Consider the following 26,406-nt stretch of genomic DNA (forward strand, 5'->3'; position numbering starts at 1 on the left):
GCCTTTTTGTTTTTTCGGTCGCAACAGGGCTTTCGTCGAAACGGATGCATGCATCCGCTGGCGGAGCTTTGCCCGAAGCAAGAGCACTGGCGACGAAGCGCCCGTTTGCAGGGCCGCGTGGCGGGAGGAGACACCCCGAGCGCGGTTCCGAAGGTCGGATCTTCCTGACGACTCGCACAACCACAAAGGAATTTGACATGACGAACGCTTTCAACCGCCGCCAGATCGTGAAGACCGGCGGCTCGATGATCGTGCTGGGCGCCGCGGGCGGCGTGGCACCGCTGGCCTTCGCGCAGGACGGCGGCACGGTGAAGCTCGGGCTGCTGCATTCGCTCTCGGGCACGATCGCGATCGCCGAGGCCTCGCTGGTCGACGCCGAGAAGCTCGCGATCGAGGAGATCAACGCCGCCGGCGGCGTGCTCGGCAAGAAGATCGAGGCCGTGGTGGAAGACGGCGCGAGCGAGAACCCGGTGTTCGCCGAGAAGGCGCGCAAGCTGCTCGAGCGCGACAAGGTGGCGGCCATCATCGGCTGCTACACCTCGGCCTCGCGCAAGGCGCTGCTGCCGGTGCTCGCCCAGGCCAAGGGCCTGCTGTTCTACCCCACCTACTACGAGGGCCAGGAGCAGGACAAGCGCGTGTTCTATCCCTCGCAGGAAGCCACGCAGTCGGTGATCGCGGCGGTCGAATGGATGGCGCGCGAGAAGGGCAAGAACTTCTTCCTCGTGGGCTCCGACTACATCTATCCGCGCACCTGCAACAAGATCGCCAAGCCCGCGATCGCCAAGGCCGGCGGCAAGGTGCTCGGCGAGGAATACGCGCCGCTGGGCCACACCGAGTTCTCCTCGATCATCAACAAGATCAAGGCCGCCAGGCCCGACTGCATCTACAGCACGGTGGTCGGCGGCTCGAACGTGGCCTTCTACAAGCAGCTGCGCGCGGCCGGGCTCGACGGCATGAAGCAGGTGCTGCTGTCGACCGTGGTGTCGGAGAACGAGATCGAGGGCATCGGCAAGGACAACGCCGCGGGCTACTACGCCTGCATGGGCTACTTCCAGAGCATCAAGTCGCCGGCCAACGAGAAGTTCGTGAAGGCCTTCAAGGCCAAGTACGGCCAGGACCGCGTGATCGGCGACCCGATGGAGGTGGCCTACAACAGCGTCTACCTCTGGAAGCTGGCGGTGGAGAAGGCCAAGTCCTTCGAGGTCGACAAGGTCACGGCCGCCGCCGCGGGCGTGGAGATCGAGGCGCCCGAGGGCACGGTGCGCGTGCACGCCACCAACCACCACGTGTGGAAGAAGGTGCGCGTGGGCCGCGCGCGGCCCGACGGGCAGTTCGACATCGTCTGGGAATCGCCGCAGCTGGTCGAGCCCAACCCGTTCCCGAAGGTCTGAGCGCGATGAACTTCGACATCGCGGTGATGCAGGTGTTCAACGGCGTGAGCCTGTTCACCATCCTGCTTCTGATGGCGATCGGGCTGGCCATCGTGTTCGGCCTGATGGGCGTCATCAACATGGCGCACGGCGAGCTGATGGCGCTCGGTGCCTACATGACCTACCTGGCGTCGCGCTTCTTCGAGCACTACGCGCCGGGCTTCATGGACCTCTACCTGTTCGCCGCGATTCCGTTCGCGTTCGCCGTGACCTTCGCGTTCGGCTATGTGCTGGAGCGCGGCTTCATCCGCTTCTTCTACGACCGGCCGCTCGACACCCTGCTCGCGACCTGGGGCCTGAGCCTCATGCTGCAGCAGGCCTACCGCTCGCTGTTCGGCGCGCAGGAAGTCAGCGTGCCGCTGGCCTCCTGGCTCGCCGGCGCGTGGGAGCCGACGCCGGGCATCCAGCTGCCGCTCACGCGCCTGTTCATCGTCGGGCTCACGGCCATCGTCGCCATCGGCGTCTACCTGCTGCTCTACCGCACCTCCTGGGGGCTGAAGGTGCGCGCGGTGACGCAGAACCGCGCGATCGCGGGCGCGGTCGGCATCGACACGCAGCGCGTCGATGCGCTGACCTTCGCGCTGGGCGCGGGCCTGGCGGGCATCGCGGGCGCGGTGTTCACGATGATCGGCTCGACCAACCCCGGCACCGGCCAGCTCTACATCGTCGACTCCTTCATCGTGGTGGTGTTCGGCGGCGTGCAGAGCCTGATCGGCACCGCGCTCTCGGGCTTCGCCATCGCGCAGTCGCAGACCTGGCTCGAGTACCTGATGAGCGGCTCGATGGCCAAGGCCACGATCCTGCTGCTGGTGATCGCGGTGCTCTACGTGCGGCCCAACGGGCTGTTCGCGACCCGCTCGAGGAGCTGAGCGCATGGGCATGAAGCTTTCTCCCCAACGCCGCGGCGACCTCGTCGGGCTGGCGGCCGTGCTGCTGCTGCTGGCCGTGGTGCTGCCGGCCACGCTCGACCCGTTCCGCCTCAACCTCGTGAGCAAGTACCTGGCCTTCGCTTTCGTCGCGATCGGCGTGGTGCTGACCTGGGGCTACGGCGGCGTGCTGAGCCTGGGCCAGGGCCTGTTCTTCGGCCTCGGCGGCTACATGATGGCGATGTTCCTCAAGCTCGAGGCCTCGGCGCCCGAGCTGCCGGACTTCATGGTCTGGAGCAGCGTCGAGCAGCTGCCCTCGTGGTGGATCCCCTTCCACTCGCTGGGCTGGACCCTGGTCGGCATCCTCGCGATCCCCGCTCTGCTCGCCTACGTGTTCTCGTACGCGATCTTCAAGCGGCGCGTGAGCGGCGTGTACTTCGCGATCGTCACGCTGTCGCTGGCGCTCACGCTCACCGTGGTGGTGATCGGCCAGCAGGGCGACACCGGCGGCGCCAACGGCATCACCGACTTCCGCACGCTGCTGGGGTGGGACATCGCGGGCGACGCGGCCAAGCGGACCATGTACTTCATCGAGGTGGCGGCCGTCGCGCTCGCCATGGTGGGTGCGTTGCTGATCGTGCGCAGCCGCTTCGGCAAGATCCTGATCGCCATCCGCGACCGCGAGGACCGCGTGCGCTTCAGCGGCTACAACACGGCGCACATGAAGGCCTTCGTGTTCGCGGTGGCGGCCCTGCTGTCGGCCATCGGGGGCGCCTTCTACAGCCTGCAGGTGGGGCTGATCGCGCCGGGCGTGATCGGCGTGGTGGCCTCGGTCGAGATGGTGATCTACGCGGCCGTGGGCGGGCGGCTTTCGATCCCGGGCGCGGTGATCGGCGCGCTGCTGATCGGCTTCCTCAAGTCCTACCTGTCGGAGACCTTCCCCGAGGGCTGGCTCTACTTCCTCGGCGCGGTCTTCATCCTCGTGGTGTGGGCGATGCCGAACGGCCTGGCGGGCCTGGGCGAGAAGCTGCTGCGCCGCCGCGGCGCGGAGGCCGCGCCATGAACGCGACGCTGACGATGCCCAACGGCGGCCTGCCGCAGGCGGCCTCGGCCGTGCCGCCCTCGAACGAGCAGATCCTGCGCGTCGAGGACCTCACGGTCTCCTTCGACGGCTTCAAGGCGGTCGACGGCCTGAGCCTCTCGGTCGAGCGCAACGAGCTGCGCGTGATCATCGGCCCGAACGGCGCGGGCAAGACCACGCTGCTCGACATGGTCTGCGGCAAGACCCGGCCCAGCGCGGGCCGGGTGCTGTTCAACGGCCAGGACCTGGGCCGCATGAACGAGCACGAGATCGTGCGCGCCGGCGTGGGCCGCAAGTTCCAGACGCCCTCGGTCTACGAGGACCTCACGGTGCTCGAGAACTTCGAGATCTCGCTGCCGCGCATGCACGGCCTGTGGCAGTCGCTGAGCTTTCGCCGCACGCGCGCGCTGCGCGAGCGCATCGAGGCGATGGCCACCGAGGTGTTCCTGGTCGAACGGCTCGACCGCCGCGCGGGCCAGCTGAGCCACGGCCAGAAGCAGTGGCTCGAGATCGGGATGCTGCTGATGCAGGAGCCCGAGCTGCTGCTGCTCGACGAGCCCGTGGCCGGCATGAGCCCGCGCGAGCGCGAGCAGACCGGCGACCTGCTGCGCCGCATCTCGGTGGGCAAGTCGGTGGTGGTGATCGAGCACGACATGGATTTCGTCAAGCGCATCGCGCACCGCGTGACCGTGCTGCACCAGGGCCGGCTGCTCAGCGAGGGCACGGCCGCCGAGGTGCAGGCCGACCCGCGCGTGATCGACGTCTACCTCGGCCATTGAAGGAGCCCACCGCATGCTCGAAGTCTCCGCACTCGATGTCGCCTACGGCGAGTCGCACGTGATCCACGATGTCTCGCTGCGCGTCGCGCCCGACGAGGCGGTCGCCGTCATGGGCCGCAACGGCATGGGCAAGACCACGCTGCTGAAGTCGCTGATCGGCCTCTTGCCCGCGCGCGGCGGCAGCATCCGCCTGAACGGCACCGAGCTCACCCGGCTGCCGAGCCACCAGCGCGTGGCGCACGGCCTGGCCTTCGTGCCGCAGGGGCGCATGGTGTTCCCGCACCTCACGGTGGAACAGAACATCCTCTCGGGTGCCGCGCGCTCGGGCCACCACGCGGTGCCCGACTACCTCTACCGCTTCTTCCCGGTGCTGCAGGACATGAAGCAGCGCAAGGCCGGCAACCTCTCGGGCGGCCAGCAGCAGATGCTGGCGATCGCGCGTGCGCTGATCTCCGAGCCCAGGGTGCTGATCCTCGACGAGCCCACCGAAGGCATCCAGCCTTCGATCATCAAGGAGATCGCGCAGACGCTGAACGTGCTGCGCGCCGAGCGCGGCTTCGCGATCGTGGTGTCGGAGCAGGTGCTGAGCTTCGCGCTCGCGCTGGCCGACCGCTTCCTCGTGATCGACCGCGGCCGCCTGGTGCACGACGAGGCGCGCGCCACGCTCGACCAGGACAAGGTCCGGTCCTTCCTCACGGTCTGAACCCTTCTTCCTTCCCTTCCCAACCACCCCTTCAGGAGCAGCGTCATGAGACATGGTGATATTTCGAGCAGCAACGATTGCGTCGGCGTCGCGGTCGTCAACTACAAGATGCCCCGCCTTCACACCAAGGCCGAGGTGCTCGACAACGCGCGCAAGATCGGCGAGATGCTGGTCGGCATGAAGAAAGGCCTGCCGGGCATGGACCTGGTGATCTTTCCCGAGTACTCCACGCACGGGATCATGTACGACGCCAAGGAGATGTACGACACGGCCGCCTCGGTGCCCGGCGAGGAGACCGCGATCTTCGCCGACGCCTGCCGGCGCGCCAACGTCTGGGGCGTGTTCTCGCTGACCGGCGAGCGCCACGAGGAGCATCCGAACAAGGCGCCCTACAACACGCTGATCCTCATGAACAACCAGGGCGAGATCGTCCAGAAGTACCGCAAGATCATGCCGTGGGTGCCGATCGAGGGCTGGTACCCGGGCGACTGCACCTACGTCAGCGAAGGCCCGAAGGGCATGAAGATGAGCCTGATCATCTGCGACGACGGCAACTACCCCGAGATCTGGCGCGACTGCGCGATGCGCGGCGCCGAGCTCATCATCCGCTGCCAGGGCTACATGTACCCGGCCAAGGAGCAGCAGATCCTGGTGTCGAAGGCCATGGCCTTCATGAACAACACCTACGTGGCGGTGGCCAACGCGGCCGGCTTCGACGGCGTGTACTCGTACTTCGGCCACTCGGCGCTGATCGGCTTCGACGGCCGCACGCTCGGCGAATGCGGCGAGGAGGAGATGGGCATCAACTACGCCGAGCTCTCGATGGGCCTGATCCGCGACGCGCGGCGCAACGGCCAGTCGCAGAACCACCTGTTCAAGCTGGTGCACCGCGGCTACACCGGCACCATCAACTCGGGCGACGGCGACAAGGGCGTGGCGGCCTGCCCCTACAACTTCTACACGCAGTGGATCAACGACCCCGAGGGCACGCGCGAGAGGGTGGAGTCGTTCACGCGCAGCACCGTGGGCACGCCCGAGTGCCCGATCGAGGGGATTCCGAACGAGCCGGCCAAGCACCGCTGAAGCGCCGCCCCATGGATCACCAGATCTTCGAGCTCGGCGACGTCGTGCTGCAGCGGGGCGCCACCCTGCGCGGCGCGAAGCTCGCCTACAAGACCTACGGCACGCTGAATGCCGACAAGAGCAACGTCGTCGTCTACCCGACCTGGTACTCGGGCCAGCACCACGACAACGAGTGGCTGATCGGCGAGGGCATGGCGCTCGACCCGGCGAAGTACTTCATCATCGTGCCCAACATGCTGGGCAACGGCCTGTCGTCCTCGCCGAGCAACACGCCGCCGCCCTACGACCTGGCGCGCTTCCCGCACGTGACGCTCTACGACAACGTGAGACTGCAGCACCGGCTGGTGACCGAGCAGTTCGGCATCGAGCGCATCGCGCTGGTGGTGGGCTGGTCGATGGGCGCGCAGCAGACCAACCAGTGGGGCTGCCTCTACCCCGAGATGGTCGAGCGCATCGCGCCCTTCTGCGGCTCGGCCAGGACGGCGCCGCACAACATCGTGTTCCTCGAGGGCGTGAAGGCGGCGCTCACCAGCGACGCGGCCTGGAACGGCGGCTGGTACACGACGCCGCCGACGCGCGGGCTGCGCGCGGTAGGGCGGGTCTATGCGGGCTGGGGCCTGTCGCAGCCCTTCTACCGGCAGGAGCTGTGGCGCGAACTGGGCTTCAGCTCGCTCGAGGACTTCCTGGTCGGCTACTGGGAGGGCTTCTTCCTGAAGAAGGATGCGAACAACCTGCTCGCGATGCTGTGGTCGTGGCAGCACGGCGACATCAGCGCCAACCCGGTGTTCGGCGGCGACTTCAAGAAGGCGCTGGGCGCGATCCGCGCGCGCGCGATCGTGATGCCGGCCGAGCGCGACCTGTACTTTCCGGCCGCCGACAACGAATGGGAGGTGGCGCAGATGCCGAACGCCGAGTACCGGCCGATCCCGGGCGTGTGGGGCCACTTCGCGGGCGGCGGCAGCAGCCCGGTGGACACCCGCTTCATCGACGATGCCCTGCGGGAACTGCTCGCCACGCCATGAACGCACCCGTGCACGATCCGCTCGCGGCCTGGCGCATCGAGTCCGAGCCCTTCTACCGGCCCGCCGGCAACGAGGTGGCGCTGTACCGGCAGGCCTGGCGCCACCGCATGCCGCTGATCCTCAAGGGGCCGACCGGCTGCGGCAAGACGCGCTTCGTCGAGCACATGGCGTGGTCGCTGGGCCGGCCGCTGGTGACGCTGGCCTGCAACGAGGACATGACGGCCTCGGACCTGGTCGGGCGCTACCTGCTCGACGCCGACGGCACGGCCTGGCACGACGGGCCGCTGACGCTGGCGGTGCGCCACGGCGGCATCTGCTACCTCGACGAGGTGGTGGAGGCGCGGCAGGACACGACGGTGGTGATCCATCCGCTGACCGACGCGCGCCGCATCCTGCCGCTCGACAAGAAGGGCGAGCTGGTGCGCGCGCACCCCGACTTCCAGCTCGTGGTGTCGTACAACCCCGGCTACCAGAGCAGCGCCAAGGACCTCAAGCCCTCGACGCGCCAGCGCTTCGCGGCGCTGGAGTTCGACTATCCCGACGGCGCGCTCGAGGCCGAGATCGTGGCGCACGAGGCCGGCATCGACACCGCGCTGGCCGCGAAGCTGGTGGCCGTCGCGCACTGCTCGCGCGAACTCAAGCACCGCGGGCTCGACGAGGGCGTGTCGACGCGCATGCTGATCTACGCGGGGGTGCTGATCCGCGACGGCGTGACGCCGCGCGAGAGCTGCGAGATGACGATGACGCGCGCGCTGACCGACGACCCCGACATGGCGAGCGCGCTGCAGGGCTTCGTCGAGGCCCAGTTCGGATGACGCGCGACACGGGCAGCTTCGCCGCGCTGGGGCTGCTCGCGCGCGGGCTGGCCGGCATGGCGGTCGAGGTGCAGCCGCTGGTGGCCGGCGCGAAGCCGGGCACGCGCGCGGTGCTCGCGGCCGGGCGGCTGCTGGTTCCCGAGGACAGCCCGCCGGCGCTGCGCCGCGCGATGGTCGCGCATGCGGTGGCGCACCTGCGGCATTCGACGCCCGCGCGCCGCGCGAACACGCTGCGGCCGATGGGCATCGCGCTGGTGTCGGCGATCGAGGACGCGCGCGTCGAGCGGCTGCTGGTGCGCGACTTCCCCGGCCTGCACCGCTGGTTCGCCGAAGCGCTGCCGCCCGCGCCCGATCCGCTCGACCTGCGCTTCGAGGCGCTGCTGCTGCGCATGGACCGGCTGCTGCTGCGGCCCGAGCTGCACGACGGCAGCCACTGGGTCGAGAAGGCGCGCCGGCTGTTCGAGGACACCGCGGCGCGCGCGGGCCTGGCGGACTACGAGGCCTTCCGCGCGATCGCCTCGATCCTGGCCAACGACCTGGGCCAGATGCGCGTGCGCTTCGAGCCCCAGGGCTACGCGGTGCCCGCGCCCTGGCGCGACGACAACAGCTGGCTCTGGGACTTCGGCGCCGATGCGACGCCGCCACCGCCCGACGAGGCGATCGCGCTGCAGCAGTCGGGCGCGCGCATGCCGCCACCCTCCGAGGCGGGCGATGCGGCCGCCGGAGCGCCGCCCAAGTTCGGCGACATGGAGCTGGGCCGCTATACCTACCCCGAATGGGACCGCCGCCTCGAGCGCCTGCGCCCCGACTGGTGCACGGTGATCGAGAAGCTGCCCGCCTGGCAGGGCCTGTTGCCGGCGCAGGCACAGGCGGCCCTGCGCGCCGAGAGCCTGCCGCCGCTGGCACTGCCGCGCGCGCGCCACCTCGACCGCCGGCACCGGCTGCGGCGCCAATGGGAGGGCGACGACATCGACCTCAATGCGGCGATCGAGGTGCTGGTCGACCGGCGCCAGCGGCTGCGCCCCGACGCACGCTTGTTCATGCGCCCCGGCAAGGCGCCGCGACCATCGAGCGTGCTGGTGCTGCTCGACCTGTCGGCCTCGGCCAACGATGCGGGCCCGCACGGCCTGTCGCTGCTCGAGATCGAGAAGCAGGCCGCGCTGATGCTGGCGGCGGCGCGGCCGCGCGGCGCGGACCGGCTCGCGGTGCACGGCTTCTCGTCGAACACGCGTGCCGAGGTCTACTACTACCGGCTGCTCGAGTTCGGCCAGCCGCTCTCGCCGCCCGCGCGCGCGACGATCGGCGCGGTGCGCGGGCGCTACTCGACGCGCATGGGCGCGGCGCTGCGACATGCGGCGGCGCTGCTCGAGGACGAGCCCGCGGGCCAGCGCGCGATCCTTTTGGTGACCGACGGCGCGCCGGCCGACATCGACGTGCACGATCCCAAGTACCTCGTCGAGGATGCGCGCGAAGCGGTGGCCGAGGCGCGCGGTGCGGGCGTGCGCACCGCCTGCATCGCGGTCGATGCCGCGGCCGACGCCTATGTGCGGCGCATCTTCGGCTGGCGCAACTATTGCATCGCCGACGATGCGCGCAGCCTGCCCGCGCGGCTCGCGCGCATGAGCGCGCGGCTGGCCGCGGCCCACTGACGAAAGCATCGAACTGCGATAGGGTGGAGCCCCGAACGAATCCCACACGAGACAGAAAAGACATGACGGCCCCTCACCCCTCACGGACGACCGCCCATGGCTGACAAGGATCCCATCCGCGTCGGCATCCTCTATTCGGAAACCGGCGTCACCTCGACCATCGGCCTGTCGCAGCTGCAGGGCGCGCTGCTCGGCATCGAGGAGATCAACGCGGCCGGCGGCATCGACGGCCGCGAGCTGGTGGCGGTGCGCCACGACCCGCAGTCGAACCCGGCGCGCTATGCGCAGCTGGCCGAGAAGCTGATCGTGCAGGACCGGGTCAACGTGATCTTCGGCTGCTACATGTCGAGCAGCCGCAAGGCGGTGATCCCGGTGATCGAGAAGTGGAACAAGCTGCTGTTCTACCCGACGCTCTACGAGGGCTTCGAGTACTCGGGCAACGTGATCTACACGGGCGCGGCGCCCAACCAGAACAGCGTGCAACTGGCCGAGTTCATGACGACGAACTTCGGCGCACGGGTCTACCTGATCGGCTCCGACTACATCTACCCCTACGAGTCGAACCGGATCATGGGCGAGCTGGTGATGCAGCGCCCCGGCAGCGAGAAGCTCGGCGAGCACTACGCGGCGCTCGACGCGACCGAGAAGGACTACCGGGCCATCATGGCCGACATCCGCGACAAGCAGCCCGACTTCATCTTCTCGACGGTGGTGGGCGACTCCACCGCGAGCCTGTACCGCGCCTATGCCGAGGCCGGCTTCGACCCGAAGCGCATGCCGATCGCGAGCCTCACGACCTCCGAGGCCGAGATCTCGCAGATGGGGCGCGGGGTGGCGACGGGGCACTTCACGGCGGCACCCTACTTCCAGTCGATCGACTCGCCGGCCAACCAGCGCTGCCTGGCGCAGCTGCGCGCGCGCTTCGGCGACGGCTGCGTGCCCAACCTGTGCTGGGAAGCGGCCTACTTCCAGATGCACATCTACGCCAATGCCTTCGCGCAGGCGGGCAGCGACGGGATCGCGGAAATCCTGCCGCACATCCTGGGGGCCGAGTTCGATGCGCCGCAGGGGCGGGTGAAGATCGATCCGTCGAACCACCACACCTGTCTCTATCCGCGCATCGGGCGCGTGGATGCGCAGGGGCAGTTCACCATCGTTCGGCAGGCTACGCGTGCCGTGTATCCCGATCCGTATCTGGTGACGCATTCGCTGGGGGACTGGACGGCGCGGCTCGATACGCTGGAGGTTTAGGGTGGAACGTGCTTTCTACCGTTGTGAGGGGGCTCACGCCGACGGGGTACTCCCCTCCGCGAATGTCCCCCGGCCTGCGGCCTCCTCCTTTATTTCGCTGCGGGGAGTACCCCATCGACGTGAGCCTGGACGCGGCCGTGGAACCGGCTGCACAACGACTGCGCCCACGTGCACAGGGCAGTGGGTGCTTCCCGCAGCGAAATCAAGGAGGAGCCCGAAGGGCGGGGGACATTCGCGGAGGGAAGTACCCGCTGTCCTGTGCACGCGCCCCGAACAACAGCCTCAAAACCAGAACCAACAAAAACAAGAGGCCTGACGGTGGAAAGCCCCCCAAAGAGACACACCCTGCGAGTGACGCCACCGCAGTTGAAGGAACTGCGCCTGCTGAAGATCGCGGTCATTCACCCCGACGACAGCGACGGCCGACAGCTGACCCAGCAACTGCAGCGCATCGGCTGCCAGGTGCAGGCCTTCTGGCCACCGGTGCAGGCGCTGCCCGAGGGCATCGACGTGGCTTTCATGGCGGTGCAGCCCGACTTCATCAACCTGCGCTTCGAGTGGACCAAGAGCGAGGACGCGCCGGCCATCATCGCCGTCGTGACCTACGAGAACCCGACCATCGTCGAGGCCGTGCTCGAGATCGGCGCCAAGGCCGTGCTGCCCTCGCCGGTGCGCTCCTTCGGCCTGTTGTCGGCGCTGGTGGTGGCGCGCGAAGCGCACAAGCAGAACCGCTCGCTCGCGCGGCGCCTGCGCAAGACCGAGGCCAAGCTGCTGGGCGTGCGGCAGCTCGCGGAGGCCAAGGCGATTCTCATGAAGACGCACGGCGTGTCGGAGGGCCAGGCCTACGACCTGATCCGCGAACAGGCGATGAGCAAGCGCACGACCATGGAAGAGATCGCGGCCGCCATCGTCAACGCCAACGAGATCCTCTCGCTCGGCGCGCGCAAGCCCGACGCTTCCTAAGACCGTTCAGGCCTGGCGGAACCCCGCCAGCACCTCGAGCACCCGCAGCGTGGCGCCGTCGAGCAGCGCGCGCGGCCGGTGCGCGATGCACAGGCGGCGCGTGAGCTTCGGCACGATCGGCAGGATCTGCAGGCGCTCGCCGAGTTCCGCGTCGGTCGTCGGCTGCAGCGGCAGCAGCGCGGCGCCATAGCCGGCCGCCACCAGGCTGCGGATGGCCGCGTCGTAGTTGAGCTCGATGCGTGCGCGCGGCGCGAAGCCCGCGGCCGCGAACCACTCCATCGTGAGCCGGTACATGTGGGTAGTCGCGTCGTTGAAGATCAACGGCTGCTCGGCCAGCCAGGCCGGCGTGACGCGCCTGGGCGCCTTCGTGCGCTGCGGCACGAAGGCCATCATCGGCTGCGTGCGCCAGGGCGTGAACACCAGGTCGCGCAGCGGCGGCTGCGGCAGCGCCACCAGGCCGATGTCGAGCGTGCCCGCGGCCAGCCGCGCCAGCGCCTCGCCCGAGCCGAGGATCGCCACCTCGACGTCGATGCCCGCGTCCTGCGCGCCCAGCGCCTCGAGCACCTGCGGCAGCAGGTCGACCACCACGCCGGTCGACGTGCCCAGCCGCACGCGGCCGCTGCGGCCCTCGGCCTGCCGCTTGACCGCGTCGAGCGCATCGTCGGTGTCGCGCAGCAGCTTGCGCCCGCGCTCTACCAGTGCCGCGCCGGCCGCCGTGGGCGTGATGCCGCGCGCGCCGCGCACCACCAGCTTGGCATCGAGCCGCGACTCGAGCTCGGAGACGTGCAGGCTGACCGTGGGCTGCGCGAGGTGCAGCGCCTGCGCCGCGGCCGAGAAGCTGCCGAGGTCGGCGATCGCGATCAGGGTGCGCAGCTGGTCGAGGTTGAGGTGGCGCATGGGCGTCGGATCAGGAAAGCTGATGAGAAGGCTCAGAAATCTCAACTTCCACAATAGCACGGCGACGCCGAAGATGAGCGCACCGACACCGCAACCCCAGGAGCCCATCGTGAAGACCGCATCGTCCCCGAGCTTTCGCCAACGCCTTCTGCATGCCCTGCGCGGCTGGCGCCGGCACGCGGCGAATCGCCGCCGGGCCCGCGCCGATGCGTGCCAGCTCGCCGGCATGAGCGAGCACGACCTGCGCGACCTCGGCGTCGGCCGCAGCGAGCTGCCGGGGCTGATGCAGCCCGCGCCCTCGCACTGCGAGCACGGCCACCGCGCAAGCTGAAGGAAGCGCGCCCGGCCCTTGCCGCGGCCTCGATTTGAGGTCCAATGCGGGGCGTGCCAAGTCCCGCTTCCGCTTCATCCCCGCTCGTCGTCGAGCTCACTTCCCCGCAGTCGGTCGACGGCCGGCGCGCGGCCTTCCAGTCGCTGTGGCTGCTGGTGCGCATGCGCCATGCGCACGATAGCCAGACCCCGATGGTGCGGCTGGCCGACCTGCGCGGCGAAGTGTCGGACGCGAGCACCCTGCGCATGGTCGTGAGCCGTGCCTTCCGCGACTTCAAGGCCTGGGGCATCGAGGTCGGCTGGGGCGAGGACAGCACGCGCGAGCCGCGCTTCCTCAACGCCGAGCGGCGCAGCCAGGGCCCTTTCTGGCTGCCGCCGGCCGAGGCGCGGCGCGTGCGCTGCGAGGTCGAGGGGCGCGCCGCCAGCGCGGCCGAGATCGCCTCGTTCCTCGGCCTGCGCGCGCGCACGGGCGCGGCGGCCGGCGCCTCGGCGCCGCCCGAGGCGGTGCACCTGCAGGACGCCGCCTTCTGGAAACAGCTCGTGTCCGCGCAGCGGGCCGCGCGCCAGGGCCGGCTGATGACGCCGGTGGCTGCCGGTGCCGGCGATGGCGCCGGCCAGCCGAGCGCGCTCGAATCGATACGGCTCGCCGGCACGCTCGCGGCCAGCGGCTTCCAGCGCGCGCTGGTCACGCTCAACGAAGCCATGCTGTGGCGCCGCCTCGGCGACAACGAACAGGCGCGCCGCCAGCTCGAGGTGCTCAAGAAGCAGCGCCTCGCGCACCACGTGGCGGGCAACGACTACCTCGGCGCGATGGAATGCATCGTCTCGGCCTGGTGCGCCTACACCGCGCGCGACCTGCCGCTGGCGCAGTCGCTGCTCGGCGGCATGGCCGACGACCCGGCGCGCAGCGTGGTGCTGCGCCACCATCCCGACGTGCGCTTCGAATGGTGCAACCTGTGGGCGCTCGGTTGCCGCTCGCGCGCGCTGGCGCTCGCGGCCGAGGATGCGCCGGCCGCCCGCCTGCTCGCCGAGGAATCGCTGCGCCGCTTCGGCGACGCGCTGACCGCGGCCTTCGAGTCGCACTCCTTCGATGCCGCCCAGCACGTGGCGGCCAACCTCGGCATGGCGGTGTGGCTGTTCGACCGCGTGGGCCTCGCGCTGCCCGCGCTCCCCTCGGCGCCGGCGGGCGGCCCGAAGCGGCGCGGCGATGCCCCGGCAGCGTCCGACACCACGCGCCATGCAGCGCAGTGGATCGCCTTCAGCGAATGGCTCTGCGGCCAGGCCGACGGCCAGGGCCGCTCGGCCTGGAACGCGATCTACCTGATGCGCATCGCGCGCGGCCACTGCGGCGCCGAGCCCCGGCCCACGCTCGCGCAGTTCCGCGCCCAGGCGCCGCTCGACCCGGCCGCGATCTCGGCGCTGGCCGGTCCGCTCGCCGATGCCTTCGACGCCACGCACTGGCCCGCGCGCTGGGTCGAGGTGGCGCAGGCGCGGCTGGCCGACCACCAGGCCGGCCGGCGCCGCTACCCGGGCCTGCAGCATTGCAGCCTGCTGTTCGAGCATGCGTGGTACGCGGCCCATGCGGGCGACCTGAAGGCGGCCGAGCGCTCGCTGGTCACGCTGCGCGAGGCACTGCCGCAGCTGGTGCCCAGCGACCGCGCCTACTTCGCCGGGTCGTGGAACGACGGCCTGCCGGCCGAGCTGGTGCTCGAGGCGAAGCCGCCGCGAAGGCCGGCGGCGCGGCCGAGGAAGGCCGCGCGCTGAAGCGGCCTCAGCCGCGCGCCGCGATGCAGTCGATCTCGATGTCGAAGGGCCCGAACCAGGCCGGCACGCAGACGAAGATGCGCGCGGGCGGCGACTCGGGAAAGTAGCGCGCATAGACCGCGTTGACCGCGGCGAACTTCTCCGCCGAGGTGCAGTACACGTTGCACTTGAGCGCATTCGCGAGCGACGAGCCGGCCGTCTCCAGGCACAGCTTCAGCTGTTCGAGCACCAGCTCGGCCTGCCGCTCGACCGAGGCGCCGACCGCCACCTGCCCGGTCTCGGGATCGAAGGGCGGCAGGCCCGAGACATAGACGGTGTCGCCATGGCGCGTGACGATGGAGGCCGGTGCCTTCCAGCGATCGAGCCAGGTGGAGAGGGGTTCGACACGGATGACTTCGCGCGCGGGCATGGGAATCCTTCTGTTGCGGTGGATGACGATGGCCGCGATGGTGCGGCCTTCGTCCCCCGCACGCTTCGTCCCGCGACGAAGCGTTCAGCCGCCCGTGCCCGCACCCATGCCCAGTGCCAGCCGCACGCGCTCGCGCAGCACCGGCAGCACCTCGCTCTCGAACCACGGATGGCGCTGCTGCCAGCCGGTGTTGCGCGGCGAGGGATGCGGCAGCGGGATGACGCGCGGCGCGAATTCCGCGAAGGCGCGCACGGTCTCGGTCACGCCGTCGCGCGCCCGGCTGCCGAGGTGGCGGCGCTGCGCGTACTGGCCGATCAGCAGCGTGAGCTCGACGCGCGGCATCTGCGCCAGCAGCCGCTCGTGCCACAGCGGCGCGCACTCCTTGCGCGGCGGCAGGTCGCCGCTGGTGCCGCGGCCCGGGTAGCAGAAGCCCATGGGCACGAGCGCGATGCGCGAGGCGTCGTAGAACAGCTCGCGCTCCACGCCGAGCCAGCGCCGCAGCTGGTCGCCGCTGCGGTCGTCCCAGGGCACGCCCGTGCGGTGCACCGTCATGCTCGGCGCCTGGCCGACGATCAGCAGCCGCGCCTGCGCGCCGGCCTGCACCACCGGGCGCGGGCCCAGCGGCAGATGTGCCTCGCAGACGCGGCAGGCGCGGATCTCGGCGAGCAGCGGCTCCACGCGCTTCAGCGGCCGAAGGGCTTGAAGAAGGCGTTGAGCTCGGCCCCGGGCGCGGCGTCGGCGAAGCCGTCGAAACGGCCCTCGTCGGCCAGCGTGCGCGCGGCGCGGATGAAGCCGCCCCAGGCCGCGCGCGCCATCGCGCCGCCCACGCTGACGCGGCGCACGCCGAGCGCCTCGATGTCCTTCATCGTGAGTTCGCTGGTCGCGCCGACCAGCAGGTTCACCGGCTTGGGCGCGACCGCCGCGACCACGGCCGCGATCTGCTCGCGCGTCTTGATGCCGGGCGCGTAGAGGCAGTCGGCGCCGGCTTCGGCATAGGCCTTGAGGCGCGCGATCGCGTCGTCGAGGTCGGGCCGGCCGGCGAAGAAGTTCTCGGCGCGGCCGATCAGCAGCGTGTCGCCGCCCGCCGCATCGATGGCGCCGCGCGCGGCGCGCATGCGCTCGACGGCGACCTCGATGGGGAACAGCGGTGCGTCGGCGTTGCCGGTCGAGTCCTCGATCGACAGGCCGGCCACGCCGGTCTCGACCGCGAGCCGCACGCTCTGGGCCACGGCCTGCGGATCGGCGCCGAAACCGTTCTCGAAATCGGCATTGACCGGCAGCGAGGTGGCCGCCACCAGTTCGCGCAGATGCGCGAGCACCGCGTCGCGCGCGATGGCGCCGTCGGCCTGGCCATGCGACCAGGCGAAGCCCGAGCTGGTGGTGGCGAGCGCCTTGTAGCCCAGGCCCTCGAGGTAGCGCGCGCTGCCGGTGTCCCAGGGGTTGGGGATGACGAAGCAGCCCTGGGCATGCAGCGCGCGGAAGGCCGCGCGTTTCTCGGCGACGGTGGGGTTCGTGGGGGTCATGGGGTCTGTTCCTTCTTTCGATGAAATTCGATGCAAGGGCGGCGAAAGGCGCGAAGCCGTCCAGGATAAGCCAGCGCCCGGCTGCGGCGCGCCGGGCGGATGGGCCAGCAGGTGGTCGATGAAGGCGCGCACCGCCGGCAGCATGCCGCGGCGCGTGGCGAAGGCCGCCTGGATCTCGCTCGCGGTGCAGGCCCAGTCGGGAAACAGGCGCACCAGGCGACCCTCGCGCAACTCGTCGCGGCACAGGATCTCGGGCAGCAGCGCCACGCCCAGGCCCTGCAGCGCCACGTGCCGGAGCGCGAACATGTCGTCGGTGACCAGGCGCGGCACGAAGCCCAGCTCGTGCACCTGCTTTCCCCGCTCCAGCCGCCACAGGTGGCGCTCGCCGGTGTCGGGCAGCGAGAGCATCGGCCACGCGGCCAAGTCGTCGAGGCTCGCGGGCGTGCCCAGGCGCTCGAGCAGCGCCGGGCTCGCGAGCAGCACGTCGACCGTGCGGCCCAGCGGCCGCGCGACCAGGCTCGAGTCCTCGAACGGCGGGCGCCGCACGCGCAGCACCACGTCGACGTTCTCCTGCAGCGGATCGACGCGCCGGTGGCTCACTTCCAGCGAGAGCCGCACCTCGGGAAAGGCGCGCATGAAATCGGGGATCAGCGGCGTGAGCCAGAACTGCGCGAGCGTGAAGGGCGCGCTCACGCGCAGCGGCCCCTGCGGCCGCGCGACGGCCTGGCGCACCACGTCGAAGGCTTCCTCGCCCGCGGCCACCGTGGCCTGGCAGCGCTCGTAGAACTGCTCGCCGACATGGGTCAGCAGCAGCCGGCGCGAACTGCGCTGCAGCAGCCGCACGCCCAGCCGTTCCTCGAGCTGCGCGACGCGGCGGCTCAGGCGCGACTTGGGAATGCCCAGGTGCCGGCTCGCGGCGCTGAAGCCCTGCTGCTGCACCACGTGCGCGAACAGCGCGAGGTCGTTGAAATCGTCCATGTCTCCTGTTCCGCTGGCAGAACGATCCGTTCTTTTTCGGCGGATTGTTGCCGCTTCGTTCCATCAGCATCATCGATCGCCTCGTATCGGTCAACGTCCACGCCCATGAAAATCGCCAGCTTCCATCACCGCGGTGCCCTTCGCTTCGGCGTGGTCCGAAACGACGACGTGCTCGACGCCAGCGCCCTGCCCGGCGCGCCGGCCGGCGTGCGCGAGCTGCTGGCGCGCGGCGACGAGGGCCTGGCCTGGCTGCGCGCGGCCATCGGGACGGCACCGCGGCTTCCGCTGGCCGATGTACGGCTCGCGGCGCCGGTGCCCGCGCCACGCAAGTTCCTCGGCCTCGGCGGCAACTACGCCTCGCACCTCGAGGAGGCCGCGAAGCTGGGCCTGACACGGCCGCCGGGACAGGTGTGGTTCAACAAGCAGGTGTCGTGCGTGGCCGGCCCCTTCGACGACGTGCACCGGCCGCGCGTGTCGGCACAGTTCGACTACGAGGGCGAGCTCGGCGTGGTCATCGGCCGGCGCTGCCGCCATGTGCGCGCCGAAGAGGCGATGGCCATGGTCGCGGGCTACGTGGTGGTCAACGACATGAGCGTGCGCGACTGGCAGCTGCGCGCGCCCACGCACACCTTGGGCAAGTCCTTCGACACCCACGGCCCCTTCGGCCCCTGGCTGGTGACGCGCGACGAGATTCCCGATCCGCATGCGCTGCGGCTGCGCACCTGGGTCAACGGCGAGCTGCGCCAGGACGGCAACACGGCCCAGATGATCCATCGCATCGAGGCCATGCTGGTCGAACTGAGCACCGCCTTCACGCTCGAGCCCGGCGACGTGCTGAGCACCGGCAGCCCCGCCGGCGTCGGCGGCCTGATGGACCCGCCACGCTACCTGGTGGCGGGCGACGTGGTGCGCGTGGAGATCGAGGGCATCGGCCACATCGAGAACCGCGTGGTGGAAGAACCCCTGGAGACCGCCCGATGAACGAACCCAAGCGCGCCCTGCCCGACCTCGCCTCTTCCGACTTGCGGCCCGTCAAGCTCGCCCACGTGGTGCTGCGCGTGGCCGAGCTCGCGCATTCGCGCGCCTGGTACCTCGCGGTGCTGCAGGCGCGCGTGGCCTTCGAGAACGAGATGCTGTGCTTCCTGAGCTACGACGACGAGCACCACCGCATCGGCCTGATCGCGCGCCCCGACCTGGGCCGCGAGGCCGATGCGAACACCGGGCTCGAGCACATCGCCTTCACCTACGGCTCGCTGGCCGCGCTGCTCGCCAACCACCGGCGGCTGGCCGCGCTCGGCATCGTGCCCTACTGGTGCATCAACCACGGGCCGACGATCTCGATGTACTACCGCGACCCCGACGGCCACCGGCTCGAGCTGCAGCACGACGTGTTCGAGACCGCCGCCGAGGTCGACGCCTTCTTCGCGGGCGGCGCCTATGCCGAGAACTTCATGGGCGTGGTGTTCGACCCCGCGGACCTGGCCGCGCGCTTCGAGGCCGGCGAGCCGCTGGCCTCGCTGACCGCGCGGCCCGGCCTGCCAGTAGGCAAGGGGCCGTGGGACATGTTCGTGCCCTGACAAGGTGTGAGGCGGGCTCAGCACTCCACCACGTTGACCGCGAGCCCGCCGAGCGAGGTCTCCTTGTAGGTCGACTTCATGTCCTCGCCGGTCTGCTTCATGGTGCGGATCACGGCATCGAGCGAAACGTAGTGACTGCCGTCGCCGCGCAGCGCCATGCGCGCCGCGTTGATGGCCTTCACCGCGCCCATCGCATTGCGTTCCACGCAGGGGATCTGCACCATGCCGCCGACCGGGTCGCAGGTCAGGCCGAGGTTGTGCTCCATGCCGATCTCGGCCGCGTTCTCGACCTGCGCCGGCGTGCCGCCGAGCACCGCGGCCAGCGCGCCGGCCGCCATCGAGCAGGCCACGCCGACCTCGCCCTGGCAGCCGACCTCGGCGCCCGAGATCGAGGCGTTGGTCTTGTAGAGCATGCCGATCGCCGCGGCCGTGAGCAGGAAGTCGACGATGCCCGCGTCGCTCGCGCGCGGCACGAAGCGCTGGTAGTAGTGCATCACGGCCGGCACCACGCCGGCCGCGCCGTTGGTGGGCGCGGTCACCACGCGACCGCCGGCCGCGTTCTCCTCGTTCACGGCCATCGCGAAGGCATTGACCCAGTCCATGGCCGCGAGCGGATCGGCCGCGCCGGCCTGCGCCAGCAGCTCGCGGTGCAGCTCGCCCGCGCGCCGGCGCATGCGCAGCGGGCCGGGCAGCGCTTGGGCGGCCAGCGGGTTGTCGATGCCGAAGCCGCGCTGCACGCACTGCTGCATCACGCCCCAGATGCGCAGCAGGCCCGCGCGCACCTCGGCCTCGGGCCGCCAGGCGCATTCGTTGCGCAGCACCAGCGCGGCCACCGAGAGGCCGTGGGCCTCGCATTGCGCCATGAGTTCGTCGCCGGTAGCGAACGGATGCGGCACCGCCACCGCCGCGGTCTGCGCCACGGCCTGGCCGCCCTCGACGACGAAGCCGCCGCCGACCGAGAAATAACGGCCCTCGGCGAGCACCGCATCGTCGGTGGCGAAGGCGGTGAAGCGCATCGCGTTGGGATGCTCGGGCAGCGACTCCTCGCCGCGAAACACGATGTCGCGCACGCGGTCGAAGGCGATCGGCGTGGTGCCCAGCAGCATCAGCGTGCCGCCGCGGCGCAGCGCCTCGAGCCGCGGCTGCACGGTCTCGGGCCGCACCGTGTCGGGCGCGTCGCCGAACAGGCCGAGGATCACGCCCTGGTCGGTCGCGTGGCCATGGCCGGTGGCGCCGAGCGAGCCGAACAGGTCGACGCGCAATCGCGCGACGCGCTCGAGCAGGCCCCGCTGCTCGAGCGAGCGCGCGAACAACAGCGCCGCGCGCATCGGGCCCACGGTGTGCGAGCTCGAGGGCCCGATGCCGATCTTGAAGATGTCGAAGGCGGACAGCATCAGCGCATCATGCGGCCGGAAGCTGCTGCTTGACCAGTGCCACCCAGTAGGCCGCGCCGAGCGGCAGGATGTTGTCGTTGAAGTCGTAGTAGGGGTTGTGCACGTTCGGATCGTTCGGGCCCTCGCCCGCGCCGATGCCGATGTAGGCGCCCGGGCGCTTCTGCAGCATGAAGGCGAAGTCCTCCGAGCCCATGGCCGGCGGGATGTCGGTCAGCACCTGTTCGCGCTCGACCAGGCTGGCGGCCGCGGCGATCGCCGCATCGGTCTCGGCCGGCGTGTTGACCACGCCCGGATAGCCGCGGCGGTAGTCGAGCGCCACCTTCGCGCCGTGGGTGGCGGCCACGCCCTCGCAGATCTGCTGCATCGCGGCCTGGGTCTTGTCCTGGATCGCGGCGTCGAGCGTGCGCACGGTGCCGCGCAGCACCACGGTCTCGGGGATCACGTTCCAGGTGTCGCCGCCATGGATCTGCGTGACGCTGACCACGGCCGAGTCGGTGGCGCCGGTGCGGCGGCTCACGATGGTCTGCAGTGCGTTGATGAGCTGCGCCGAGACCACCACCGAGTCGATGCCGGTCTCGGGCATGGCGCCGTGGCTGCCCTTGCCGGTGACCACGATCTCGAAGGTGTCGAGGTAGGCGGTCATGGTGCCCTTGCGGATCGCGAAGCGGCCGCGCGGCAGGCTCGGGAAGTTGTGCATGCCGTAGACGGCATCGGCCGGGAACTGGTCGAACAGGCCTTCCTCGACCATCACGCGGCCGCCGCCCTCGTTCTCCTCGGCCGGCTGGAACACGAAGTGCACCGTGCCCTTGAAGGGCTTGTGGCGCGACAGGTGCTCGGCCGCGCCCAGCAGCATCGCGGTGTGGCCATCGTGGCCGCAGGCGTGCATCTTGCCCACGCACTTCGAGGCATGGGCCTGCGTGCCCAGCTCCTGCATGTTGAGCGCGTCGAGGTCGGCGCGCAGCGCGATGCTCGGGCCGTCGCCGTTCGAAAGCGTGCCGACCACGCCGGTGCCGGCCAGGCCGCGGTGCACCGGCAGGCCCATCAGCATCAGCGCGTTGGCGACCACGTTGGCGGTGCGGTGCTCCTCGAACGCGGTCTCGGGATTGGCATGGATGTCGCGGCGCCAGGCCTGCATGCGCGCGCGGGTGTCTTCGGCGATTTCGGGGTCGCGGTACATGGTGGGGTTCTCTCGTGGGGTCAGTGGAAAAATTCGGCGATCAGGGTCGCGCCGAGGAAGGTACCGGCCGTGGCGGTCAGCGACACCACCACGATGCGCCAGCCGAGCTGGCGGAACACCGGCAGGTCCTTCGCGACCGAGAAGCCGGCCAGCGCCAGCACCGGCGTGGTAAAGGCCAGGAAGTTGAGCTTGGCGGTGAGCGCGATCAGCGCGTCGGAGAACGGCAGCAGGCCCGGGATGCCCACTACCGTGGCCACCACCGACAGCACCAGCACCATCGGCAGCCGCGGCACCAGGCGCTTGAGGCCCTCGACCGCCAGCGCGATCGCCACCACGGCCAGCATGCCCTCGAGCGAGACCAGCGGCGGCACCTTGTAGGTCAGCGAGTTGCCGATCAGCACGCCGCCGCCCACCACGGCCCAGGCGATCAGCGTGTCGCGCAGCGGCAATGCGCCGCCGTGCGCCACGCTGACCTGCGCCACGGCGGCGGTGCCCGCATCGGATGCGCCGCGCTTCGAGAAGCGGCCCAGCACCGGCTCGAGCTTGCCGTAGAGCCACGAGCACAGCGGCAGCGAGAGGAACAGCGTGAAGTAGAAGCCCGCGACGGTGGTCAGCAGGTTCGAGGCGGCGGCGATGGCCGTGAGCTGCGGCAACATCTCGGCCGGCTGCTGCGCGGCGATGGCGCCCAGCGCGGCCGCCATCAGGCTGCCCGAGCCCACGCCGGCGCCCATGGCCAGCGAGCGCGGATCGAAGACGTGCAGGCTGGCGATGAAGCCCGCCAGCACCGCGATGAACAGCGCGCCCAGCACCGTGCCGGTGATGTATTCGGCCAGCACGCCGCGGCCCTCGGGCGAGGCCATGCCGTACTTCTCGCCGATGATCACGAGGTTGCCTTCGCGCCCCACCGAGAAGGTGGCGCCCACGGCCTCGCGCTTGATGCCCAGCAGCAGCGCCAGCGGCAGGCCCAGCGCCAGGGTGCCGAGCGCATGGCCGAACTCCTGGAACAGCAGCGCCCAGCCGGCCTGCTTGACCTGCGGCAGCGCGGCGCCGACCGTGAGGCCCAGCTTCACCACGAACAGCAGCAGGCCGGCATTGAGCAGGCCGCCCGCGAAGGACTGCTCGGCGGTGGCGACGCGCGCCACGCCCGGCACGCGGCGGTGCGCGATGCCCCAGACCGCGGCGATCAGCAGCGCCCACAGCATCGGCAGCAGCGCCACCTTGCCCGGGCCGACGCTGAACTGCACCGGGCCGACCAGCTCGGCCGCGGCCACGATGGCCAGCGTGACGGCCGCGAGCTTGAGTTTTCCGGAAGCGCCGGAGGGCGCGGCCGTGACGGGAACGGAGGCGGCGGAGGTCATGGGTGGGGCGTCGGTCTGGAGCCGTGGGTGAGCCTTTGCTGGCGGATGGCGGCGAGTTTCTCCATGTAGGCCTATTGCATCAATGACCGCAAATCGGGATATTCGATGCATTGAATGCAACACTCAGGAGACCGGGCGATGGACGACAGGCTCGACACGCGCCGCGTGCGCTACTTCATGCAGGTGCTCGACAGCGGCTCGGTGCGCGGCGCGGCCGACGTGCTCGACATGGACCCCTCGGCCGTCAGCCGCGCGATCGGCATCCTCGAGCAGGAGTGCGGCGTGCCGCTGCTCGAGCGCCATGGCCGCGGCGTGGTGCCCACCGACGCGGGCGAGATGCTGGCCGGCTACGTGCGCCGCCAGAACAGCCAGAAGCAGCACCTGATGGCGCAGATGGACAGCATCCGCAAGATCGAGCGCGGCCACATCGACATCGTGGTGGGCGAGGGCTACGTGGACTGGCTGATGCGCCACAGCCTGCGCGAGTTCATGACCACGCATCCGGGGATCACCATCGACCTCGACGTGGCCAGCACCGACGAGATCGTGCGCCGCGTGGTCGAGGAGCGCGCCCACATCGGCATGCTGTTCCAGCCGCCGCGCGACGAGCGGCTGACCTCGCACCAGTCGCATCCGCAGCCGATCCAGGCGCTGGTGCTGCGCTCGCACCCGCTCGCGCAGCTGGGCCGGCCGCTCAAGCTCGCCGACCTGCTGCCCTACCCGGGCGCCACCCTGCACCGCAACTTCGGCGTGCGCCAGCACATCGAGGCCGCCGAGATCAGCGAGGGCGTGCGGCTGCCCTCGCTGCTGACCACCACCTCGTTCAGCGCGCTCGGCCATTTCGTCTCGGCCGGGCTCGGCTACACGCTGGGCACGCGGATCTCGCTGACGCCGAATGCCGACCATCCCGAACTGATCGAGCTGCCGATGAAGAACCCGCTGCTGTCGCAGGGCCGCTCGCACATCGTGTCGCGCCACGGGCGCCTGCTGTCGCCGGCCGCGGCCGAGCTGCTGCGCTGCGTGGTGCGCGACATGAAGCGCTACGCGGACACCGGGCCGCCCAAGGCGCGCAGGCCGGCGCCACGCGCACGCGCGGCCGCCGCCACCGCTTGAGGAAGGCGCGGGGAGATCGTTGCGCGCGGCGGGCATCGGTGGTCTGATCGCCCCCCATGTCCTACCTGCTCCCGCTCTTCGTCCACCTGCTGTGCGCCGCCTTCTGGGTCGGCGGCATGGCCCTCATGCACTTCGCGGTGCGCCCGGCCGCCGTCGCCACGCTCGAGCCGCCGCTGCGCCTGCGCATGATGGCCGCGACCCTGCGTCGCTTCTTCGTCGGGGTCGATGCCTCGGTCACGCTGCTGTTCCTGACGGGCGTGGCGATGATCCTGGCCACGGGCGGCTTCCGCGGCGTGCACTGGCGCGTCGAGGCGATGATGGGCCTCGCGATCGTGATGGCCGCGATCTACGTCTACATCCGCGCCTCGGTGTTCCGCGCGATGCGGCGCGCGGTCGACGACGGCGCCTGGCCGGTGGCCGCGGGCCGGCTCGACCTGGTGCGCAAGCTCGTGAGCCTGAACCTGGTGCTGGGCGTGGCGGTGTTCGCCGTGGCGGTGCTCGGGCGCGGCTAGACCGCTGGCCCCTTGAGCTCGACGCCGTTGCCGTCGGGGTCGCGCAGGTAGATCGAGGGCCCCGTGCCCTCGGCCCCGTAGTTGTTCTGCACCTCGCCGTCGACCTCGACGCCATGGCGCGCCATGCGCTCGCGGATCGCGGCCTCGTCGAAGGGCTCGATGCGCAGGCACAGGTGGTCGAGGTTGCGGCCCTCGCGGCCGGCCAGCGCGCCACCCGCGCGGCCCAGCTTGCCGTCATGCGTGACGAGGTCGATCAGGCTCTCGCCCGCGCGCAGGTGCACCAGGCCGAGGTCGTCGCGCCGCTTGTCGACCGTGCAGCCGAGCACGCCGACGTAGAAGGCGATGGCGCGCTCGGCATCGCGCACGCGCAGCACCAGGTGATCGATGCGCCGCAGCGCGAACGGCGCGGCATCGGAAGGATCGTGCGGGCGGGTCATGCCCGCCAGTGTGTCAGACCACGCCCGAAGCGCGCAATGCCTCGAAGCGCGCCGCGTCGATGCCCAGCTCGGCGAGCACCTCGCGCGTGTGCTGGCCCAGCGCGGGCGGCGCGCGGCGCAGCACCGGCGGCGTGGCCGACAGGCGCAGCGGGCTCGCCACGCCGGTGATGGCCGTGATGCCGTCGCCCGCGTCGCGCGGCAGCGTGACCGCGAGGCCGCGCGCCTTGACCTGCGCATCGTCGAAGGCCTGCGCGATGTCGTTGATCGGGCCGCAGGGCACGGCCTTGTCCTCGAGCAGCGCGACCCAGTCGGCCGTGGTGCGCGTGCGCGTGAGCTCCTCCATCATCGGGATCAGCACGCCGCGGTGTTTCACGCGCAGCGTGTTGGTCGCGAAGCGCGCGTCGCTGGCCCAGCCGGGCTGGCCCGCGGCCTCGCAGAAGCGCGCGAACTGGCCGTTGTTGCCGATCGCCAGCAGCATCGCGCCGTCCAGCGTCGGGAAGTCCTGGTAGGGCGCGAGGCTCGGATGGGTGTTGCCCTGGCGCGCCGGCGCCTTGCCGGTGTTGAGGAAGGCGCTGGCCTGGTTGGCGAGGATCGCCATGCCCACGTCGAGCAGCGCCATGTCGATGTGCTGGCCTTCGCCGGTGCGGTGCCTCACCTGCAGCGCGGCGAGGATCGCGGTGCTCGCGTAGACGCCGGTGAAGATGTCGGTGAGCGCGACGCCCACGCGCAGCGGACCGCCGCCGGGCTCGCCGTCGGGGCGGCCGGTGATGCTCATCATGCCGGTCATGGCCTGGATCATCAGGTCGTAGCCCGCGCGCTCGGCATAGGGGCCGTCGTTGCCGAAGCCGGTGACGCTGCAGTAGATGAGCCGCGGGTTGGCGCGGCGCAGCGTCTCCTGGTCGAGGCCGTACTGCCTGAGGCCGCCGGTCTTGAAGTTCTCCACCACCACGTCGGCCTGCGCCGCCATCTGCCTGAGCAGCGCCTGGCCGTCGGGCGTGGCCATGTCGATGGTGACCGAGCGCTTGTTGCGGTTGCAGGCGGTGAAGTAGCTGGCCTGGTCGCTGTCGTTGCCGTTCGCGTCCTTCACGAAGGGCGGACCCCAGGTGCGGGTGTCGTCGCCGACGCCGGGACGCTCGATCTTGACGACATCGGCGCCCAGGTCCGCGAGGATCTGCGTGCACCACGGGCCCGCGAGCACGCGGGACAGATCGAGAACCTTGATGCCGTCGAGGGCTGCTTGGGTCATGTCGGGAATGCAGGGGCCGAACGCGGAAGTCGCTTGGATCTTCCTTCCG

The 26,406-nt window shown here is 70.6% G+C and carries 26 protein-coding genes and 1 pseudogene; 17 read left to right on the forward strand and 10 right to left on the reverse strand.

Going from position 1 to position 26,406, the window contains the following annotated elements:
* Positions 1–197 precede the first annotated feature (197 nt).
* The 11 genes from urtA (at position 198) to AC07RM_RS09920 (ending at position 11,642) form a co-directional block, all read left to right on the forward strand.
* Positions 198–1,391, forward strand: a complete 1,194-nt coding sequence (gene urtA / locus AC07RM_RS09870; RefSeq protein ID WP_495334338.1) for an urea ABC transporter substrate-binding protein — start codon at positions 198–200, stop codon at positions 1,389–1,391.
* A gap of 5 nt (positions 1,392–1,396) precedes the next feature.
* Complete coding sequence (gene urtB / locus AC07RM_RS09875; RefSeq protein ID WP_093343802.1) at positions 1,397–2,299, forward strand: urea ABC transporter permease subunit UrtB; 903 nt, start codon at positions 1,397–1,399, stop codon at positions 2,297–2,299.
* Between the two features lie 10 nt (positions 2,300–2,309).
* Complete coding sequence (gene urtC / locus AC07RM_RS09880; RefSeq protein ID WP_296799857.1) at positions 2,310–3,359, forward strand: urea ABC transporter permease subunit UrtC; 1,050 nt, start codon at positions 2,310–2,312, stop codon at positions 3,357–3,359.
* A gap of 14 nt (positions 3,360–3,373) precedes the next feature.
* Positions 3,374–4,156 (forward strand): urea ABC transporter ATP-binding protein UrtD, encoded by a 783-nt coding sequence (gene urtD / locus AC07RM_RS09885; RefSeq protein WP_281081428.1) that lies wholly within the window; start codon positions 3,374–3,376, stop codon positions 4,154–4,156.
* A 13-nt stretch (positions 4,157–4,169) separates the two neighbouring features.
* Entirely contained in the window at positions 4,170–4,859 is a 690-nt protein-coding gene (gene urtE / locus AC07RM_RS09890; RefSeq protein WP_495334339.1) for an urea ABC transporter ATP-binding subunit UrtE, read from the forward strand.
* Positions 4,860–4,904: 45 nt separating this feature from the next.
* On the forward strand, positions 4,905–5,942 hold the full coding sequence (locus AC07RM_RS09895; RefSeq protein ID WP_057592372.1) for an aliphatic amidase: 1,038 nt from the start codon (positions 4,905–4,907) through the stop codon (positions 5,940–5,942).
* Positions 5,943–5,953: 11 nt separating this feature from the next.
* Positions 5,954–6,964: an alpha/beta fold hydrolase gene (locus AC07RM_RS09900; protein ID WP_208511018.1), complete on the forward strand. Its 1,011-nt coding sequence runs from the start codon at positions 5,954–5,956 to the stop codon at positions 6,962–6,964.
* Positions 6,961–7,779 carry a CbbQ/NirQ/NorQ/GpvN family protein gene (locus AC07RM_RS09905; RefSeq protein WP_093343794.1) on the forward strand — a complete coding sequence of 273 codons (819 nt, stop codon included), beginning with the start codon at positions 6,961–6,963 and terminating at the stop codon, positions 7,777–7,779. The genes AC07RM_RS09900 and AC07RM_RS09905 overlap by 4 nt, the downstream gene beginning before the upstream one ends.
* Entirely contained in the window at positions 7,776–9,428 is a 1,653-nt protein-coding gene (locus tag AC07RM_RS09910) for a nitric oxide reductase activation protein NorD (protein WP_495334340.1), read from the forward strand. The genes AC07RM_RS09905 and AC07RM_RS09910 overlap by 4 nt, the downstream gene beginning before the upstream one ends.
* Positions 9,429–9,524: 96 nt before the next feature.
* Positions 9,525–10,679 (forward strand): ABC transporter substrate-binding protein, encoded by a 1,155-nt coding sequence (locus tag AC07RM_RS09915; protein WP_057592369.1) that lies wholly within the window; start codon positions 9,525–9,527, stop codon positions 10,677–10,679.
* A gap of 345 nt (positions 10,680–11,024) precedes the next feature.
* The gene (locus AC07RM_RS09920; protein WP_281081426.1) at positions 11,025–11,642 is read left to right on the forward strand and encodes an ANTAR domain-containing response regulator; all 618 of its coding nucleotides are present in this window, start codon (positions 11,025–11,027) and stop codon (positions 11,640–11,642) included.
* Between the two features lie 6 nt (positions 11,643–11,648).
* Here AC07RM_RS09920 and AC07RM_RS09925 read toward each other — a convergent pair whose 3' ends face one another.
* Positions 11,649–12,539 carry a LysR family transcriptional regulator gene (locus tag AC07RM_RS09925; protein WP_495334341.1) on the reverse strand — a complete coding sequence of 297 codons (891 nt, stop codon included), beginning with the start codon at positions 12,537–12,539 and terminating at the stop codon, positions 11,649–11,651.
* Positions 12,540–12,648: 109 nt separating this feature from the next.
* On the opposite strand from AC07RM_RS09925, the gene AC07RM_RS09930 reads away from it, so the two are divergent.
* Positions 12,649–12,870: a DUF1127 domain-containing protein gene (locus AC07RM_RS09930; RefSeq protein ID WP_057598545.1), complete on the forward strand. Its 222-nt coding sequence runs from the start codon at positions 12,649–12,651 to the stop codon at positions 12,868–12,870.
* Between the two features lie 53 nt (positions 12,871–12,923).
* On the forward strand, positions 12,924–14,633 hold the full coding sequence (locus AC07RM_RS09935) for a hypothetical protein (RefSeq protein WP_495334342.1): 1,710 nt from the start codon (positions 12,924–12,926) through the stop codon (positions 14,631–14,633).
* Positions 14,634–14,640: 7 nt separating this feature from the next.
* Here the strand turns inward: AC07RM_RS09935 and AC07RM_RS09940 are convergent, their stop codons facing one another.
* From AC07RM_RS09940 to AC07RM_RS09955, 4 genes and pseudogenes are all read right to left on the reverse strand, one after another.
* The gene (locus tag AC07RM_RS09940; RefSeq protein WP_208511139.1) at positions 14,641–15,042 is read right to left on the reverse strand and encodes a RidA family protein; all 402 of its coding nucleotides are present in this window, start codon (positions 15,040–15,042) and stop codon (positions 14,641–14,643) included.
* Between the two features lie 84 nt (positions 15,043–15,126).
* Complete coding sequence (locus AC07RM_RS09945) at positions 15,127–15,720, reverse strand: uracil-DNA glycosylase family protein (RefSeq protein ID WP_208511138.1); 594 nt, start codon at positions 15,718–15,720, stop codon at positions 15,127–15,129.
* Positions 15,721–15,725: 5 nt separating this feature from the next.
* Positions 15,726–16,565, reverse strand: coding sequence for an isocitrate lyase/PEP mutase family protein (locus AC07RM_RS09950; protein WP_495334538.1), 840 nt, complete (start codon positions 16,563–16,565; stop codon positions 15,726–15,728).
* 111 nt (positions 16,566–16,676) lie between these two features.
* Positions 16,677–17,543, reverse strand: a pseudogene (locus AC07RM_RS09955) (LysR substrate-binding domain-containing protein); the annotation flags it as partial.
* A 105-nt stretch (positions 17,544–17,648) separates the two neighbouring features.
* Here AC07RM_RS09955 and AC07RM_RS09960 point away from each other — a divergent pair.
* Positions 17,649–18,524 (forward strand): fumarylacetoacetate hydrolase family protein, encoded by an 876-nt coding sequence (locus tag AC07RM_RS09960; protein ID WP_495334343.1) that lies wholly within the window; start codon positions 17,649–17,651, stop codon positions 18,522–18,524.
* Entirely contained in the window at positions 18,521–19,120 is a 600-nt protein-coding gene (locus AC07RM_RS09965; protein ID WP_495334344.1) for a VOC family protein, read from the forward strand. Before AC07RM_RS09960 ends, AC07RM_RS09965 begins: the two co-directional genes overlap by 4 nt.
* A 17-nt stretch (positions 19,121–19,137) precedes the next feature.
* Here the strand turns inward: AC07RM_RS09965 and AC07RM_RS09970 are convergent, their stop codons facing one another.
* Genes AC07RM_RS09970 through AC07RM_RS09980 form a run of 3 tightly spaced genes read right to left on the reverse strand, consistent with a single transcriptional unit; the run spans position 19,138 to position 23,049 of the window.
* Positions 19,138–20,517, reverse strand: coding sequence for an L-serine ammonia-lyase (locus tag AC07RM_RS09970; RefSeq protein ID WP_495334539.1), 1,380 nt, complete (start codon positions 20,515–20,517; stop codon positions 19,138–19,140).
* Positions 20,518–20,521: 4 nt separating this feature from the next.
* Positions 20,522–21,691: a M20 aminoacylase family protein gene (locus tag AC07RM_RS09975; RefSeq protein ID WP_057592360.1), complete on the reverse strand. Its 1,170-nt coding sequence runs from the start codon at positions 21,689–21,691 to the stop codon at positions 20,522–20,524.
* A 20-nt stretch (positions 21,692–21,711) separates the two neighbouring features.
* Positions 21,712–23,049: a DUF3100 domain-containing protein gene (locus AC07RM_RS09980; protein ID WP_495334345.1), complete on the reverse strand. Its 1,338-nt coding sequence runs from the start codon at positions 23,047–23,049 to the stop codon at positions 21,712–21,714.
* A gap of 138 nt (positions 23,050–23,187) precedes the next feature.
* Here AC07RM_RS09980 and AC07RM_RS09985 point away from each other — a divergent pair, with 138 nt between their 5' ends.
* Positions 23,188–24,162, forward strand: a complete 975-nt coding sequence (locus AC07RM_RS09985; protein ID WP_495334346.1) for a LysR family transcriptional regulator — start codon at positions 23,188–23,190, stop codon at positions 24,160–24,162.
* 56 nt (positions 24,163–24,218) lie between these two features.
* A complete protein-coding gene (locus AC07RM_RS09990; protein WP_495334347.1) occupies positions 24,219–24,674 on the forward strand; it encodes a CopD family protein in 456 nt (151 codons plus the stop codon).
* Here AC07RM_RS09990 and AC07RM_RS09995 read toward each other — a convergent pair.
* The gene (locus AC07RM_RS09995; RefSeq protein WP_495334348.1) at positions 24,671–25,111 is read right to left on the reverse strand and encodes a VOC family protein; all 441 of its coding nucleotides are present in this window, start codon (positions 25,109–25,111) and stop codon (positions 24,671–24,673) included. The genes AC07RM_RS09990 and AC07RM_RS09995 overlap by 4 nt on opposite strands.
* Before the next feature lie 13 nt (positions 25,112–25,124).
* Positions 25,125–26,357, reverse strand: coding sequence for a CaiB/BaiF CoA transferase family protein (locus AC07RM_RS10000; protein ID WP_495334349.1), 1,233 nt, complete (start codon positions 26,355–26,357; stop codon positions 25,125–25,127).
* Between the last annotated feature and the right edge of the window lie 49 nt (positions 26,358–26,406).

It is taken from the genome of Variovorax sp. GW821-FHT09B05 (assembly GCF_059418265.1).